This window comes from Agrobacterium sp. 22-221-1 (assembly GCF_053522445.1).
In genome coordinates, this window is record NZ_JBNWCL010000004.1 from 330,370 (window position 1) to 347,847 (window position 17,478).

Here is a 17,478-nt window from a genome sequence, read left to right on the forward strand (position 1 = left end):
AGCTAAACTTTTCCGCTATCGATGTGATGCGGGCGCGTCGGAATTTCAATGCCCCGGTATCTCACTTTGTCTTTATTGCGGCAAGAGCCTGCATCATTGCATCATCGTCAACCCGCACAAAAGCGGCATTTTCCGTATAGATCAGCGCGCAGACAAATTCCTTGCCGGGATAGAGCGGTGCAAGAATTTCGCGATAGATAGCAAGCTGCGCGGTGTGGGAGAAAGGTATCTCGCGTGCCGTGCGCGGCGGAACCCGGTTCGTCTTGTAGTCGACCAGAATAACGCGATCACCATCCACCGCCAGCCGGTCGACACGGCCGGAGACGGCATAGTGCTGCCGGCCGATCGTCATCGTGCCCATGATGGAGATTTCCGCGCGGCTGTTGGCGGAAAAGGCCGGTTGCACCGCCGGTTCGGAGATGACCCGCAGAACCGCCCGGATCAAATGCTCGCGTTCGGCCGTAGGCCAGAAACGGGCCGCTCGCTCCGCATAGCGGCGGGCAGCCTCTTCCCGCTCCGTCTCGGCAAAATCCGGCAGTGCCTGCAGCATACGATGCACCAGCCGGCCGCGCTGCAGCGCCAGCGAAGAGACATCGGCTTTCTCGCCGAAAAGCGGCGAACGCACGGCAAGATCATCCGCACCGTCATCGATGATGGTGCCTGCACCGGAAGGGCTGAGCGGCCTTGGCAATGAGGGCAGGGCGGGCAGAGGGGCAAGCAGCCCGGGCGGAAGAGCATATTCTTCGTCCTGCTGCTTTTCCGGCAGCCTTTGCGGAAGAGATGTCGCGCGAGCCTCGGATTTACGCCAGACAAGCCCCTGCCATTCCTCGCCATCGGCCGTGAAAAGCTGCGGCTTGCAATGGTCTTCATTGTTGGCAAGCGCCGCCTTGACGATGGCATGCCAGCATTCGGGATTTTCCTTCTGGCCGCGATAGCCGCAGACGATGAGGTGATCGGCGGCCCGCGTCATCGCCACATAAAGCAGCCGTCGATATTCGTCTTCGGCGGCCGTCTTCAGCCGTTCCTCGTCCGAGCGAATGAGATGGTTGGAAAAGCCGCTGCTGGGCAGCCAGACCGGGAAAGCGTCGTCACCCGCTTCGACAAAGCGCAGTTTCGGCACATGGCTGTGATTGAAGGCCTTCGAACCGCCATCGACGACAAAAACCACCGGCGCTTCCAGGCCCTTGGAAGCGTGCACGGTCATGATGCGTACTTCGCCACGGTCCTTGTCCTGCTCGCGTTTCACCTCCGGTGAATCGGTTTCCAGAACGGAGAGAAAGGCCTGAAGGCCGGGCAGACCGGTTCTTTCGTGGTCCAGCGCAAAGGACAGGAACTCATCCAGAACATCGCTCGCCTCATTGCCAAGCCGGCCGAGGAATTTTTTGCGCCCGTCATGCAGGGTCAGGACCGCTGCAAAGAAATCATGCACGGTGGCCGTTTTAGAGAGCGCGATGAAACCTTCCAGCTTGGCGGTAACGGTGGAAAGATGGCTATTCTCTTCCTGCGAAAGGATTTGCAGCCTTTTCCAGACGCTTTCCGTTTCCGATCGCATGGCGGCGATGTTGAAAACGTCATCTTCGGTCAGGTTGAAGAGCGGGCTCTTCAACAGTGCGGCGAGCGAAAGATCGTCTTCGGGCAGGACAACGAAATGGCCGAGCGCCAGAAGATCCTGCACGGCAATGTGGTCGGTCAGGCGAAGGCGGTCGGCGCCGGCAACGGGGATGTTCTTGCGTCGTTTCAGCTCGCGCGTCAGCGCATTGACGAAGGCATGGCGTTTTCTGACGAGAACCAGAATATCGCCGGGCTCCACGGCGCGCTCGACGCCCTTTTCGATAATGGTCTCGCTTCCGATCATATCGGCGATGCGCGCGGCGATCCGGCGGGCGACGATGGTGGCCGGCGCGCTTTCCCGCAGCGCATCGAAGGGCGCTGTCCAATCCTCTTCGTCTTCGGCGGTTTCCGGCGCCACCATGTCCCACACCTCCACCGTGCCGGGGTGGCCGGCGCGGTTGGATCGGTGTTCCACCGGCTCGTTATCGGCGCTGAGACCGCTGGCGTTATTCGGGTCTGAAAAGACCTGATCGACGGCGGCCAGAACATCCTCCGTGGACCGGAAAGAAAGCGGCAGGCGGATGCGGTGAAAGGCCTGCTCGACGGAATCGACGCGCTTTTTAGTTTCTTCGCGCTCCTGCGAAAACCGTTCCGGCCGGGCGCCCTGGAATGAATAGATCGACTGTTTTTCATCGCCCACGGCAAAAAGCGTGCGCCGCCCCACGCGGGCGCTCTCGCCGGTGAAGAAATCCGCCGCCAGCGACTGGATGATCGACCATTGCACCGGGCTGGTATCCTGCGCCTCGTCAACGAGAATATGGTCGATGCCCTGATCCAGCTTGTAGTGCACCCACGCGCCCGCCGTATCGCGGTTGAGAAGGTTGGCCGCGCGCTCGATCAGGTCTTCGAAATCGAGCTGGCTTCGCTGTTTCTTCAGGTCTTCGAAATCGCCGATCAGCCTTTCGGCCAGAACAAGGGCGCATTTTGTCGCCGCCAGCATCCGCACCAGACGATATCGGTTGCGGCAGGAAACGACATGGTCCCGCGCCAGCGTCAGCGCATCGAGAAGTTCGGGGGCGGATTTCTGCATGCCCTTGTTGATGACATAGGCATCCGATTTCTTTTCGCCCTTGGCTGTCAGCAGCGCCGCTTCGATGAATTCCATCCGCCGCACGGGGTCCGACTGCCGTTTTGCCTCCCTGAGCGCATAAGCGACATCGATGACGCGTGATCCACCCACCTCGTCGGCAAGGGTGAGATACGTATCGAGCGCAAGGCCGGAAAGGCCGGGCAGAGGCCAGAAGGCGGCCGCCGCGGTTTCTTCGGTTTCCCCATCTGCGATCTGCATCGCCTGCCGCAACCGGGTATCGATGCCGCCCGACTGTTTTGCGTCCAGAAGAAAGGCGCGAAGGGCGCTGCGATTGGCGATGATGGCGGAGAGCAGCGATTCCAGTCCGCTTTCGTCGGCCAGATCGAGCACATAAGCGAGCGATTGCGCGAGCTCCGCGTCCCGCTCCGTCGAAACCGCCGTCAGAAGCGAACGGCGTGCTTCGGCGAGCAGAGTGGTTGCGGCGCGGTCGTCAAGAACGGAGAAATGGCCGGCGACATTGGCCTCCAGCGGGAACTGATGCAGCAGCGCCTCGCAGAAGGCGTGGATCGTCTGGATTTTCAACCCGCCCGGCGTTTCCAGCGCCTTGGCAAACAGCCTGCGGGCTTCGGCAAGCTTGATGCGATCCGGCACCTTGCCTTCGATGGCGGAGATGCGGTCCTTGAGATCGGAATCCGGCAAAGTAGCCCATTCCGCCAGACGGTCGAAGACGCGGCTGGACATTTCCGACGCCGCGGCCTTGGTATAGGTGAGGCACAAAATCGCCGAGGGTCGGCAGCCGGCTAGAAGAAGGCGGATGACGCGTTGGGTCAGCACGTGGGTCTTGCCGGAGCCGGCATTGGCCGACACCCATGCGGAACTGGCGGGATCGGAGGCAAGCCGCTGCCGGGCGCTGGTCCAGTCGATCCAGCTTTCAGGCGTGTCGGCGGCGGGGCCGGCATCGAAGGGATCAATCGTCATCGCCGTCTCCCGGTTCTGCCGTCGACCATTCCGAAACGCGGGCGAGGTGGTCATATTCCCCGCCATAGGATTGTTGCTCTTCCGGCACGAGGCGGGAGGCGAAGCCGTTTTCGCCGTCACGCAGGGAATGAACGAATTTGGTGAGCTGTTCGATCGATTCCGTCGCGAGTTCAATCGCCGATTTCGGCGGTCTTTTGCCGCTTCGGCTGGAATGTTCGTTATTGACCTGATCGGCAAAAAAACGCTCGCCGGGCCGCAGGCGAACATAGATCAGGTTTTCCGGCGTGGGCGAACCGGCTTCGCGGAAGGCGCCGCGCATCAGTGCGGCCGCCTCCAGCGCAAGCTGCGGATCGAGCAGCGCGCGCGCCTGATTGACGGAAGGCGCAAGCCCCGTCTTGTAGTCGATAATATCCGCCTGACCGTTTGTCTTGATGTCGATGCGGTCGGCGATCCCCGTCAGCCTTATGCTCGCCTCGACAATTTCCTGCCCGGCGCGCGCCTCGTAGAAGCTGTGGCGAATGGATGGATGACGTTCTTTTTCCCAGTCGATGAAGGCGCGTGCTACCGCTGCAAAACGCGGCCGCCAGATGACATCCACATGGGGAGGCAGGTTTTCCGCATCGAAACATTCGTCCAGAATGCGCTGCATGGCCGCGAGCGAGGCCGGTGTGCCGGGAATATGTCCCTCACGGGAATAGCGCTCGATAATCGCGTGATAGAGCGTGCCGCGATCGGCGGCGTTCGGATCGCGATTGAAGGGGTCGAGCGGGTCCAGCTTCAGGATGCGTCGCGCATAGATCGAATAAGGATCGCGACGCAACCGCCCCACTTCGCTGAAGGAATAGCGCGTCGGCTGCAACGCGGCTGGCGGTTTCGGGGCAGGGCGCTTTGCCGCTTCCTGATCGATGCTTTCATCCATCAATCCCGCCCAATGGCGATAGGTCTCGCCGCGCTTCCTGAGTTTATCGGCAAAATCCTCGCCGCCCAGCGCCAGAAGACGCTGCAGCCAGCGTGAGGCGACAGCGGGCGTCGAACCCTGCCTCAGCGCGCGGGTGTAAAAAATCTGCCGGGTGCCATTTGCCATCTCGAAATCATGCGCCAGCTGACCGATGCGCCGTTCCGGCGGCTCCAGTCCGATGGCGGTCTTCATGGTGCGGGACAGGAATGGATTATTCGCCGTCTGGCCTGGCCAGAGCCCCTCATTGAGACCGCCGATGACGACGGTATCGACGCTTTGCAGCCGTGCCTCAAGCGCGCCGAAGATGAAAATGCGCGGATGACGCATCGATCTTGGCTTGATCGATTCACCGGCCACCAGTGCCGCAAAAATATCGATCCATTGCGGTCCATCCGCATCGAGGATTTCGCCGCTTTCCATCAGCTCGCCGAACAGCTCGGAAAGCTTGTCTCCCGCTTCACCGGACCAGAGCGCGGCAAGATCGCTGTTTTCATCCGCGCAGATGGCTTCAATCACGCGGCCCGTCCGCTCCGCCCAAACGGACAGCGGCAATTTATCGGTGAAGGCGCGGCCGGACCGATCTTTGCGGACAAAGGCTGAGCCAAGCGGCTCGGTCGCAATGGCAATCCGCCGTGCCAGGTCGCGCGCGGCCTCCGCGCTTGCCTCCGGCAGCGCCAGCCGCCAGGCAGGTGGGTGCCGGTCATCGCGCTGCGCCAGAAGCTGCGCCTCCAGAACCGCTTCCAGATTGCCGATTTCGGTCTCCACACGGCCTCCGCGCAGCGCTATCAGCTCGAGCGCTTTGGAGGCTTTCGCGAAAGCTTCATCGGAAAGCCCGAAACGGCTGAGCGGATGTTTCAGAAGGGAAATGATCGGCACCGGGTCACCGGGCCTCAGGATCGCTTCCAGCGCCAGTTGCGTCAGCCCCGCTTGTGGGGTGGCGGAGAGCGGCGTACCGGCGGAGTCGTCGGCTTCGATGCCGAAGCGCTGCAACTCCGTCGCCACGCGCCGCGCCAGCCCGCGGTCCGGTGTTATCAGCGCCGCCTGAGATGGACGCCCAGCGCCGGGCGCTTCAAGCGCCAGCCGCAAAGCCACCGCGATGGCTGTTGCCTCCTCGCGCTCATTCGCGGCTTCTATCAGCGTGGCCGTTGCGAAGGCGCCGTCGAAAAAGCCGGGTTCCCTGTCCCCGCGCCAGCGATTCCAGTCGCTGGTGGATTTGGCCGGCGCGAGTGCGGCCGAAAACACGGCTGCTCGCTTTTCCAGATCGCTATCGATGGCGCCGATCTGAACCACATCGTCGCGCAGGATGCCGAGCTTCTGCAGCAACATATAAAGCCCATATTGCGAGTGGGTGCGGCTCGAAGGATCGGTAGGGTCGTCAGCGATTGCCTCCCATTGCTCCTCCGACATGGCAAGGTCTAGCCCCGGAAGTACGACGGTGCCCTGGGGCAGGGCCGCAACGGCGGCGATGAGATCGGCTGCGGCAGGAATGGAACCCGTCGATCCGGCGACAATGATCGGTCCCGTATCCGGCAAATTGGCAAGCCGGTTCGCTTCCGCCCGCAGGATGGCGTTGCGATGCCGGCCGGCCGAGGAACGGTTGAGTTCGGCAAGTCGCGCCGGCCAGAAGACGCTGGCGATGCGCAGGAAGTCCGCCGTCAGCTGCCACCATTGGGCATGATCGCCAGTATCGAGATGCTGAAGCGCTTCCCAGTCCTTTTCTTCCGTATCCATTGCATCGATCACCTCGCCAAGCGCACGCGCCAGCCATATGGCGTCTGCGGGGCTGGCGGGGGCGACAAGCGGCGAATCCGAGTGAATTGCCCGGATGGCGTCCGGCAGGCTGTTGCGCCAGGCGAGAATGAGACGCGCCAGTTCGATCAGCCGGCCGGTGCCGGAAATCGGCGGCGCCAGATCCATGATCTCAGGATTTTCGATCTCGAAAAAGCCGCTGTCGTCATCCGTTTCGCCGAGCGGCCGGATCACCGGCAGAATGGCGGACCGGCCGCCCAGAAGATCGACGAATTCGGAGCGCAGCACACGGGCGGAGCGCCGCGTCGGCACATAGATCGTCACCTTGGCAAGCGACAGCGGATCGGCCGGATCGTATTTATAGCCGGCTGTCAGTGTCCCGTCACACAGCGTTTCCGCGAGCGTCTTGAGGAACGGTGTTCCTGCAGCGATCGTCAGAACGCGCTTTGCGTGGTGGGTGAGCGTCATGCAGAGCGTTTTTCCCTGAATTGGCGGATGATGCTTTCAGCATCTTCTATCGCATCCGGCGTGCCGACGGTGATCCAGTGGCCATCCAGAGAAAGCCCGAAAAGCCGGTCTCTTTCAATGGCGCGGTCGAAATAGATATTGAGGTTGAAGGCATCCGCCGGCGCATCGTCCAGCAGTCGCGAATCCATGGCGATGGCTCCGGCATAAACCACGGGGTTCGGATCGCCATCGCGATACCGCGTCAGTTTCCCATCGGCGGAGAGGTTGAAATCCCGCTTGCCATTGTGCCCGGTGGTGCGGTCCATGTCGACGCAGAGCAGCGCCATGTCCATTCGGGTCGGGTCGAAGAATTGCGCAAGCTTGCGCAGGTTGCTGACCGCATTCAGCTGCTCGCCAATCCAGAAGAGATCGGCATTCATGACGAAGACCGGGCCGGGTTCCAGAAGCTTCAGGCCCTTGGCGAGACCGCCGCCGGAATTCATCAGTTGCGTCCGCTCGTCGGAAATCAGGATTTCGGCGTCGGTGCGCTGCTCAAGATGAGCGACCATCTGTTCCGCGTGGTGGTGTACATTGACGACAATGGTTTCCGCACCGGCTTCGACAAGGGCGTCGAGCGCATAGTCGATCATCGGCTTGCCCGCGATCTGGACGAGCGGCTTCGGGATCGTATCCGTGATCGGGCGCATCCGCGTGCCAAGCCCGGCGGCCAGCACCATCGCATTTTTAATCGTCATCGTGGTCAACCGTCTTTCAGTCGTCGAATTCCATGCCCATGCGCAGGCACCAGTCTTTGAGCGGTGCGAGTTCCGGATGCGAAAGCGCTGCACTGAGATAGCGGAACGTCCTCGGCATATGTTTCATATAACCGGGTTTTCCGTCCCGTTCCAACAGCCTCACCCAGATACCGGCGAGCTTGCAGTTGCGTTGCGCCGACATGATGGCGAAAGCCTTGAGGAAAACAGCCTCATCGAAAGAGGGCGCGCTTCTTCTGCTGTCGAGATAGTGCGAAAGCAGGCGCGCCTGTAGTTCGGGTGAGATGGTGACACGGGCGTCCTGCACGATGGAGGCAAGATCGTAAGCGCTCGGACCGATCATCGCGTCCTGATAATCGATCAGGCCGACCTGCCGGATGCCGCTATTCTGCGCCTGCCATATAAGGTTGGGTGAATGGAAATCGCGCAGCAGAAGGCCGGTTTCGCAGCCGGCGAGCGCGTCGATCAGCCTGTCCCACAGGGCGTAATAGTCGTTCTTCTCGCTATCGGAGAGCGGTGTGCCGCGTTTATGCGGCAGATACCATTCCGCCAGCAGCGAAACCTCGATCTTCATCGCCTGGCGGTCGAACGGGGGAACCTCATAGGCGCTGCCGTCACCCACCGGCAGCAGGCCAGGTCGCGGGGCCTGATGGAGTGCGGCAAGGCAGGCGACGCTTTGCAGATAGCGGTCCTCTATCGGCGTTCCGTCAGGCGCGAGTACCCCATCCCGCCCGAGATCCTCCAGCAACAGAATACCCTGATCGATATCCGCCGCCAGAATCTCGGGGGCACAAAGGCCGTTGTTTCGAAGATAATTGCCGATCGCAACGAAGGAGCGGGCGTCCTGGGCAAGATGGGCGATTTCCGCGTAGGTCTTGCCATCCGCAATGATTGCACCCTTGAGGGGGCGTCGCCAATCCATAAGGATAAGGTTCGGGCCGTCAGTGGAAACGGTCTCATAGGCGCGTGTTGAGGCGTCACCGCTCAGGAAACGCCGGGCCGCGTCGCCCTTACCATTTTTTGCGAGAAACGCGCGGATGGCGAAAACCCGTTCAAGCCGTGCTTTCAGCTTTGCCGGAGCCTCGATGGAGGCGAGCCGCCCTTCGCCGGAATGCGTCAACCGGAGCGTGACGGTCTGCTCCGGCGGCAGAATCTCGGCGGCCATATCCGGCCACTCGATCAAGCAGATGCCATCCTCCAGCATCTCATCGATGCCGAGTTCGTCCAGTTCCGAAACATCCGAAAGCCGGTAAAGATCGAGATGAGCGACTGGAATGCGGGCGGCATAGGTCTGGACGATCGTGAAGGTAGGGCTTGGAACTTCAAGATCCGGCTCGTCCGCCATTGCCCGGATGAAGGCGCGGGCAAGGGTCGATTTGCCGGCGCCAAGATCGCCGATCAGGGCCAGACAATCGCCGGGTTTCAAAGCCAGCGCAAGGTCTTCACCGAGCCTGACGGTGTCCTTTTCTCCCGCAAGGGGAATGGTGATCGGCAAGATGTCTTCGCTCATTCTGCGGCGATGGAATGCGGCCGTGTGCCGGAAGGAATACGGCAGGTGACGATGGTGCCGTTGCCGGGCCGGCTATCGATGCTGACCGTGCCTTGATGCAGGCTGACGAAGCTTTCCACGATGGAAAGACCAAGCCCCGCACCGGTTCGCCGCCCGCCATTGCCGCGCGTCGCGAAGCGGTCGAACACGCTCTTCAGCATGTCCTCAGGAATGCCTGGACCCTTATCCGCCACCGAGAACACGAAGTCGCCTTCGCTGCGCTGGCAGGAGAGCTGCACGGAGGAACCTTCGGGTGCGAAATTGATCGCATTGGTCAGGAGCTTGATGAGAATCTGCTTCAGCCGCTGGTGATCGGCCACCAGACTGCCGAGATGGGCGGGTGCAACGATCTCGAGCGAAATACCGCTCTCCTGCAGCCGGTCGGCGATCTGCACCGAAACGTCTTCAAGCAATTCGTTCAGATCGTTTTCCGAATAATTGAGCTGCATGATGCCGGCATCGACGGTCGCGAGATCGAGAATATCGTTGACGATGGTCAGGAGCACCGAGGATGAGGTGGAAATATGGTCGAGATATTCCGCCTGCCGTTCCGTCAATTGGCCGATGCCGGGTGTCTTGAGGAGATCGGTGAAACCGATGATATTCGTCAGCGGCGAACGCAGCTCGTAGGAAACATGCTGCACGAAATCGTTCTTAAGCTCGTCGGCCTTTAGAAGCGCATCGTTCTTTTCTTTCAGCGCCCGCTCGGCCCGCACGCTGTCGGTCATGTTGACGAAGGTCAGCATGGTCTGCGCATCCGGCAGCGGAATGATGGCGTAGTCGAGCACGAGGCCGGAAAGCAGTTCCAGCGTGCCCTGCCGCGACGGCCGCTCATCGTCGAAGCTGGTGATGAACTGGCTGAAGGCGCGCCAGCCATCCGGCCTGTCATAGGATTGCGTGCAGGCGGTTTCTATGGCGCGGATATGGGTGCCGGTCTCGGCCTGTTCCGCAGTCACGCCCCAGAGCGCCCGGAATGCCGGGTTGGACAGGCGAATGCGCCCATCGGCGCCGAATACGGCCACACCTTCGGCCAGATGGTCGATGGTTTCGCCCTGCACCTTTACCAGCGTGTTGTAGCGCATCTGCAGATCGACCTGCTCGGTCAGGTTCTCGAAAACCCAGGTTGCGCCGCCCTGCGGATGGGCAGTCGCGATGACCCGCAGGGTCTGGCCGTTCGGCAGGTGCCAGAGATCGGTCTTGGTATCCAGCGAACGGTAGACGGAGAGCGCCGTCTCCTTCCAGTTCTTCCAGTTCAGCTGCTCCGGCAATTTGCCGGCGGTGCGCAGCCTGTCCAGAAGCTCGGAATTGTCAGGGCTGGATTCGAGGAAAACGAGATCGAGACCCCAGAGAGCCGCAAAAGCCTGATTATAGAATTGCAGCCGCTGCCGGCCGTCGAAAATGGCGACAGGCGTTGCCAGATGATCGAGCGTTTCGGCGTGGCTTTTCAGAACCCGCTTGAGTTCCTCGCCGATGGTCTCGGCCTCGGTGGCATCGATGGCGATGCCGGCAGACCCACCCGCCGTCTTGATGTCGACGACGTCAAAGAAGGTGCGGTTTCCGGAAACCACCGTCGAAATACGGTCGTGATAGGGCGATTCCGGTGTCGCGGCCGCGCGTATCTTCTGCCGGGTAACCGTGTTCAGCAGTTCGCGTTTCTCGTGAACGGCCTGTTCGGTGTCACGGGCATCCACCGCCTGCGCATAGGCGTGGTTGACCCAGGTGAGGTCACCTTCGCCATTGCGCCGCCAGACGGGCTGCTCGATGGAATCGAGAAGTTCCTGAAAGGTCGAGACGGAAGCGATCAGGCGCTCGCGCTCCACCTGCAATTCAGCGAGTTCGGCGCGCAGATTGTTGAGGGCAATAAACCGCGCAAAGGCGTTTCCGCCGGAAACCCGGCCCTGAACCTCAATGACTTCGCCGCGCTGCGTCTCGATGGTCAGGTCGAAACTCTGGGCATGGCTGCGGAGTTTTTCGATGGATTTTTCAAGCTGGCTTGCGGATGCCGGTTTCAGCCAGCGGCCAAAGGCCAGAAAATCCTGATCCGCCTGCGGCACACCCGTCTCGGCCGGCAGCTGTCCCAGAAATTCGGGCCGCTTGTCCGCACCGTCCCAGATGACGATGCGGCGGCTTTTGTCGGAAATCAGCGCCTCGTATTTCGCGATCTTGTGGTGGGACTGGGCAAGCGCCTGTCGGTATTCGCTACTTTCCGCCTCGATATTACCGCGCTGGCGCACCAGCCAGACGACGGAAAACAGCGTTGCCGAAAGCATGCCGACGAAAAGCGAATAGGTGATGGTTTCTCCAGATGAGAACAACCGCGCGCCGGTCTTTGCCACAAGGCCGTCCTGGGCCATCACAACGGTTGTCGAGCCGGCCAGAACCGTGCCCGACATCAGGACAGGAAGCCTCGCAAAGCCTGTCTGAACCGCACTGACGACCTGCCGGCAACGCGCAAGAGCCGCGCTCAATGCCACGCCCGCTTGCGTGTTTTCAACGCGTTGAACTGTCTGCTTGCGCAGATCCGAATTTTGAACCGACATCCCCGGTCTGTCTCCGTCCTATGTGCCGCATCTTCGACAAGACATCCCATTTCGTCCCCGCCGCCCTTTGGCGTGTCCGAATCAAGTCTGATGACAATACCGCCTTCATAAATCTGCGAAAAGGGAGCGCGCAAAAAAGATGCCGTGCGCTTTGTCAAGCGCACGGCATCTAGATATTGTGTAATTTCAGTGGATATTAACTATGAAATTAATATCTGTAGTGTTCGGCCTTGAACGGACCTTCCTTCGAGATGCCGATATAATCTGCCTGCAGGTCGGAAAGTTCGGTCAGGCGCACACCGAGCTTCTCGAGATGAAGGCGCGCGACCTTCTCGTCGAGGTGCTTGGGAAGCACGTAAACTTCGTTCTTGTATTCGCCCTGCTTGGTGAAGAGCTCGATCTGGCCCAGCACCTGGTTGGTGAAGGAGGCCGACATAACGAAGGACGGGTGACCGGTGGCGTTGCCGAGGTTCAGCAGGCGGCCTTCGGACAGAAGAATGATGCGGTTGCCCTTCGGGAACTCGATCATGTCGACCTGCGGCTTGATGTTCGTCCATTTCAGGTTACGCAGCGAGGCGACCTGAATCTCGTTGTCGAAGTGGCCGATATTGCCAACGATGGCCATGTCCTTCATCTCGCGCATATGCTCGATGCGGATCACGTCCTTGTTGCCGGTGGTGGTGATGAAGATATCGGCGGAGGAAACCACGTCCTCCAGGCGAACGACCTCGAAACCGTCCATGGCGGCCTGAAGCGCGCAGATCGGGTCGATTTCGGTGACCTTCACGCGCGCGCCGGCGCCCTGCAGCGAGGCGGCAGAACCCTTGCCCACATCGCCGTAACCGCAGACCACGGCAACCTTGCCGGCCATCATCACGTCGGTCGCGCGGCGAATGCCGTCCACCAGCGATTCCTTGCAGCCGTATTTGTTGTCGAACTTCGACTTGGTGACGCTGTCATTGACGTTGATTGCTGGGAAGGGCAGCAGGCCCTTCTTGCTGAGATCGTAAAGACGGTGAACGCCGGTCGTCGTTTCTTCCGTGACGCCCTTCAGTGCGTCGCGCTGCTTGGTGAACCAGCCGGGCGAAGCCTTGAGGCGCTTGTTGATCTGCGCGAAGAGGATTTCCTCTTCTTCCGAACCGGGGTTGGAAAGAACGTCCTCACCGGCTTCGGCGCGTGCACCGAGCAGAATGTACATGGTGGCGTCGCCGCCATCGTCGAGGATCATGTTGGAGAGGCCGCCATCGGCCCACTGGAAGATCCTGTCGGTATATTCCCAATATTCCGTCAGGGTTTCGCCCTTGACGGCGAATACCGGGATGCCGGCTGCCGCAATGGCCGCCGCCGCATGATCCTGCGTCGAGAAAATGTTGCAGGACGCCCAGCGGATGTCCGCACCGAGTTCCTTCAGCGTCTCGATGAGAACGCCGGTCTGGATCGTCATGTGAAGCGAACCGGTGATACGTGCGCCCTTCAGCGGCTTGCTTTCGCCGAATTCCTTGCGGCAGGACATCAGGCCCGGCATTTCGGTTTCGGCGATGTCCAGTTCCTTGCGGCCGAATGCGGCAAGGTTGATATCGGCGACGATGTAGTCCTTCTCAAGGCTCATGAAGTTCTCCAGATCAGAAACGCCGCGCCTTGCGGCCCGGCTCTTAAACGTAGCAGGGGTTTAGCAGGCCACGAACGATCTGGCAATGATGATATAAAGAAGTCTTTATGTCTTTATATGGTGCCGGCTCAGGCTTCTTCGCCAAAGCGGTCGGCGACCAGCGCCTCCAGTGCTTCCAGCGCTTCTTTCGCCTGATTGCCGCTTGCCTCGACATAAACGCTGCAGCCGGGGCTTGCCGCCAGCATCATCAGGCCCATGATGGAGGTGCCGCCAACGGTCATACCATCCTTGGAAACCGTGATCGTCGCGTCAAAACCTTCGACCATCTGCACGAATTTAGCAGAAGCCCGGGCGTGAAGACCGCGTTTGTTGATGATCGGTAGTTCCCGGGAGAATGGCGACATGGGCTGACTTCTCACTTGCCGCTCAAAACGCGGCTGGCGACGTTGATATATTTGCGGCCGGCATCGGATGCGTCCTGAAGGGCCTTGTCCATATTATCTTCGCTGCGAACACCGGCAAGCTTGATCAGCATGGGAAGATTGACCCCTGCGATGACTTCGACATTGCCGTTATTCATGACGGAAATCGCGAGATTGGAAGGCGTGCCGCCGAACATGTCCGTCAGGATGATCACGCCATTGCCGTCATTGGCGCGTGCAACGGCGTCGATGATATCCTGCCGGCGCTGATCCATGTCGTCTTCGGGACCGATACAGACCGTCTCGATCAATTTCTGGGGACCGACGACATGCTCCAACGCATGGCGAAACTCCTCAGCCAGCTTGCCATGGGTGACAAGCACTAGTCCGATCATGAAATGCTCCCTTGCACACGCACTCTCATTGCCGACTATCGCAACGCGGCAATCCTGTCCATCGGTGGGATTTCATCTTGATGAGGAAAATGCGAATCGCAAGCCTAAAATCGCCCGAATCATCGTCACTTCACATTCGTTTCAAAAAGATTCTGAGCAAGTGCAGCAAATTTTCCATAGGGCGTAAGACTGGAAAGCGGAATGCGCAGAAGCCTGATATGCCCGCCGCAGGGCAGGGAAAACACCTCGTCATCTTCGGGAAGTCTTGGATTCGTCACTGAAAGAACTGTCGTGACCGCAAAATGTAGTGGAGCGCGCGCAACGCTTTTGACGGAAACAATGCCGCTGCCGCGCAATTCCAGCAGGCCGGCGATTGCTTCCGGCCGCTCGGCAATGATGTTGTCGCCATCGCGATACACGAAAATCTGATCGTCCGCGATCAGCGCCGCCGGCAATCCGCAGCGTTCCGCCTCCGTCAGGAAGCTGAAGGCAAGCTCGCTTTTGCCGCTACCCGACGGTCCGACGAAAAGGATGCCGGTGTCTTGAACGGTGATGGCGGTGGCGTGCAGGTTGAAGCGTTCAGCGTTCATGGGTTTCGGCCGCCGGCAGCGACAGGGTGAAGCGCGCGCCGGAAATCACGCCATATTTGTCGACCACGTTTTCCGCCCGCAGACTGCCGCCATGGGCTTCGGCGATCTGACGGCTGATCGAAAGGCCAAGGCCGGAATTCTGTCCGAACCCTTCGCTCGCCGGCCGGTCGGTGTAGAAGCGCTCGAAAATCCGGTCGATGTCTTCGGCCTGAATGCCGGGCCCGTTGTCTTCCACCTGCACGATGCAGCGATCCTTGTGCCGGGAAAGGCGCACGGTGATGCGACCGCTTTCCTCGGCAACGAAGGAGCGCGCATTCTCGATGAGGTTGGTAACGATCTGGCCGATACGCAGGTCGTGGCCATTCACCACGAATGAGGTTTTCGCGCCCGCTTTCCGGTCGACGACATAGTCTATCGTCACGCTTTTCTTCTTGGTGCTTATCTGGCGGGATATATCCACCAGACCCTTCATCAACACATCGAGATCGAGCGGCGAGGCGTCGGCGCGCGCCAGTTCGGCATCGAGCCGCGAGGCATCCGAAATGTCGCTGATGAGGCGGTCGAGACGGCGCACATCGTGGAAGATGATTTCGGTCAGGCGCTGTTTCGACTCTTCGGTCTTGGCGCGCGGCAGGGTTTCCACGGCGCTGCGCAGCGAGGTCAGCGGGTTCTTGAGCTCATGGCTGACATCGGCGGCGAAGCTTTCGATGGCGTCGATACGGTCGTAAAGCGCCGTCGTCATTTCACGCAGCGCAATCGAAAGATTGCCGATCTCATCCTGACGCGCCGAGAAATCCGGTATTTCCTCGCGGGTTCTCGCCCCGCGGCGCACGCGGATTGCGGCAGCGGAAAGCCGCCGCAGCGGCGTGGCGATGGTCGAGGACAGGAGCAGCGACAGCACGATATTGACCAGCGTGGCGATGCCGAAGACACGCATGATGGCAAGGCGCTCCGCATGTACGATCTTGTCGATATCGCCCGCCTGCGTGGAGAGCAGCAGAACGCCGAGCACCGCCCGGAAGCGTTGCACCGGCACGGCAACTGAAACGATCAGCTCGCCCTTTTCGGTGACGCGCACCACCGCGCCGCGCACGCCCGTCAATGCATTCATCACTTCCGGATAGATCGAGCCGTCGCCGCCCGGCGCTTCCTTATATTGCGGCAGGCTGCTCGGCTGCAGCATGCGGTTGAACATGCTGGTGAACCAGTCGCCCCAGGTCTGCGTCTCCGGCGTTACCGGCGGCAGATCGAAGCGCAGCACCTGGCCGCGCGAATAAAGATGACGGGAATCCAGCAGCAGGTTGGCGTCGGCATCGAACAGTCGCGCGCGGGTACGCGTCGGCGAAATCAGCCGCCGCAGCACCGGCGCCACCCGCTCCGGATTGATCGGGAAACTCAAATCCTCATCATTGGGGGCAGGGGTGATGCTCTGTCCCGCCTGCAATTCGAGCAGTTTTTCCGGATTGATGGTGATGGAGTTGGTATCGACCGAAGCGGAAGCGGAGACCGCACCGGCGATGATCTCGCCCTGCGTCAGCAGGCTTTCAACGCGCGCGTCGATCAGCCCTTCGCGGAACTGGTTGAGATAGAGAATGCCGCCGACCAGAACCACCGTCGCCGCGACGTTGAAAAAAAGGATGCGGCGCGTGAGGCTGGAAAACACCGCATTGCCGAAAATGCGCCGGATGATCGTCAGCGGATGGATACGATGGCGGCGTTCGCTGCCGCGTTCTTCGGCATCGTCGCTGTCCGAGACGGTTTCCGGCGTTTTCTTCAACACGTATTCAAGTCCTCACCACCCCCATATCGGGTGGTCCCTTCTGCGCGAGTCGGCTTCTTCAAGCCGCTTCGCGGAAGCGATATCCTACGCCATAAAGCGTTTCAATCATATCGAAGTCGCCATCGACCAGTTTGAACTTCTTGCGAAGGCGCTTGATGTGGCTGTCGATGGTGCGGTCATCCACATAGACCTGTTCGTCATAGGCGGCATCCATCAGCGCGTCGCGGCTTTTCACCACGCCCGGCCGCTGCGCCAGCGAATGCAGGATGAGGAATTCGGTGACCGTCAACGTCACCGGCTCACCCTTCCAGGTGCAGGTGTGGCGTTCCTGGTCCATGGCGAGCTGCCCGCGTTCAAGCGTGCGCGCCTGCTGATCGGCGGTCGGCTTCAGCACGCTGCCGGTTGCGGCGGACGCCTCACGGCTGCTGGCACGGCGCAGGATGGCCTTGACGCGCTCCACCAGAAGGCGCTGCGAGAAGGGTTTCGTGATGAAGTCGTCCGCACCCATCTTGAGACCGAACAATTCGTCGATCTCTTCATCCTTGGAGGTGAGGAAGATCACCGGCAGGTCCGACTTCTGGCGAAGACGCCGCAAAAGCTCCATGCCGTCCATGCGTGGCATCTTAATATCGAAAATGGCGAGCTGCGGCGGACGGGCGATCAACCCGTCAAGCGCGGAAGCGCCGTCCGTATACGTTTCGACCCGGTAGCCTTCGGCTTCGAGCGCGATCGATACCGAAGTCAGAATATTCCGGTCGTCGTCGACAAGCGCGATCGTCTGCATGTAGTTGGTCTCCATCGTCATTTTCTCGTAACTCCCGACATTCACCCAGCCAAGGTTGTGCGCCGCGAGCCACTCTCTTGAGTATAAAGGTGGAACAAATTGTGGCAAAGGAAAACTCGCTCCGAAATCGCCGCTCAGGCGGGAGCGGATTTTGCGAAAAGGCCGCAGCTGGATTTTAATGCGTCTTCAACCGATTTAAAAAGAAATAAAATCTTTTAAATCGATTAATATATTGAAATTGCTAAGTTTTTTAAAGTGCGGCT

At 60.3% G+C, this 17,478-nt stretch carries 11 protein-coding genes; all 11 read right to left on the reverse strand.

The window, feature by feature from the left end; translation table 11 throughout:
* Positions 1-61: 61 nt before the first annotated feature.
* A complete protein-coding gene (gene addA, locus ACQZ5N_RS08935) occupies positions 62-3,619 on the reverse strand; it encodes a double-strand break repair helicase AddA (RefSeq protein WP_448732711.1) in 3,558 nt (1,185 codons plus the stop codon).
* Positions 3,609-6,794: a double-strand break repair protein AddB gene (gene addB, locus ACQZ5N_RS08940; RefSeq protein WP_448732712.1), complete on the reverse strand. Its 3,186-nt coding sequence runs from the start codon at positions 6,792-6,794 to the stop codon at positions 3,609-3,611. The genes addA and addB overlap by 11 nt, the downstream gene beginning before the upstream one ends.
* Positions 6,791-7,528 (reverse strand): nucleotidyltransferase family protein, encoded by a 738-nt coding sequence (locus tag ACQZ5N_RS08945; protein WP_174057573.1) that lies wholly within the window; start codon positions 7,526-7,528, stop codon positions 6,791-6,793. Before ACQZ5N_RS08945 ends, addB begins: the two co-directional genes overlap by 4 nt.
* A 16-nt stretch (positions 7,529-7,544) precedes the next feature.
* Positions 7,545-9,056 carry a tRNA (adenosine(37)-N6)-threonylcarbamoyltransferase complex ATPase subunit type 1 TsaE gene (gene tsaE, locus ACQZ5N_RS08950; RefSeq protein WP_448732713.1) on the reverse strand — a complete coding sequence of 504 codons (1,512 nt, stop codon included), beginning with the start codon at positions 9,054-9,056 and terminating at the stop codon, positions 7,545-7,547.
* The gene (locus tag ACQZ5N_RS08955; RefSeq protein WP_448732714.1) at positions 9,053-11,635 is read right to left on the reverse strand and encodes an ATP-binding protein; all 2,583 of its coding nucleotides are present in this window, start codon (positions 11,633-11,635) and stop codon (positions 9,053-9,055) included. The genes tsaE and ACQZ5N_RS08955 overlap by 4 nt, the downstream gene beginning before the upstream one ends.
* A gap of 208 nt (positions 11,636-11,843) precedes the next feature.
* Positions 11,844-13,244 carry an adenosylhomocysteinase gene (ahcY, locus tag ACQZ5N_RS08960; protein WP_035264116.1) on the reverse strand — a complete coding sequence of 467 codons (1,401 nt, stop codon included), beginning with the start codon at positions 13,242-13,244 and terminating at the stop codon, positions 11,844-11,846.
* A gap of 128 nt (positions 13,245-13,372) precedes the next feature.
* Positions 13,373-13,648: an HPr family phosphocarrier protein gene (locus tag ACQZ5N_RS08965; protein WP_003521181.1), complete on the reverse strand. Its 276-nt coding sequence runs from the start codon at positions 13,646-13,648 to the stop codon at positions 13,373-13,375.
* A gap of 11 nt (positions 13,649-13,659) precedes the next feature.
* Positions 13,660-14,061, reverse strand: a complete 402-nt coding sequence (locus ACQZ5N_RS08970; protein ID WP_003505374.1) for a PTS sugar transporter subunit IIA — start codon at positions 14,059-14,061, stop codon at positions 13,660-13,662.
* Positions 14,062-14,186: 125 nt separating this feature from the next.
* Positions 14,187-14,651: an HPr kinase/phosphorylase gene (locus tag ACQZ5N_RS08975; protein WP_448732715.1), complete on the reverse strand. Its 465-nt coding sequence runs from the start codon at positions 14,649-14,651 to the stop codon at positions 14,187-14,189.
* Positions 14,641-16,431 carry a two-component system sensor histidine kinase ChvG gene (gene chvG / locus ACQZ5N_RS08980; protein WP_035264114.1) on the reverse strand — a complete coding sequence of 597 codons (1,791 nt, stop codon included), beginning with the start codon at positions 16,429-16,431 and terminating at the stop codon, positions 14,641-14,643. The genes ACQZ5N_RS08975 and chvG overlap by 11 nt, the downstream gene beginning before the upstream one ends.
* Before the next feature lie 58 nt (positions 16,432-16,489).
* On the reverse strand, positions 16,490-17,215 hold the full coding sequence (gene chvI, locus ACQZ5N_RS08985) for a two-component system response regulator ChvI (protein ID WP_003505377.1): 726 nt from the start codon (positions 17,213-17,215) through the stop codon (positions 16,490-16,492).
* Positions 17,216-17,478 lie beyond the last annotated feature (263 nt).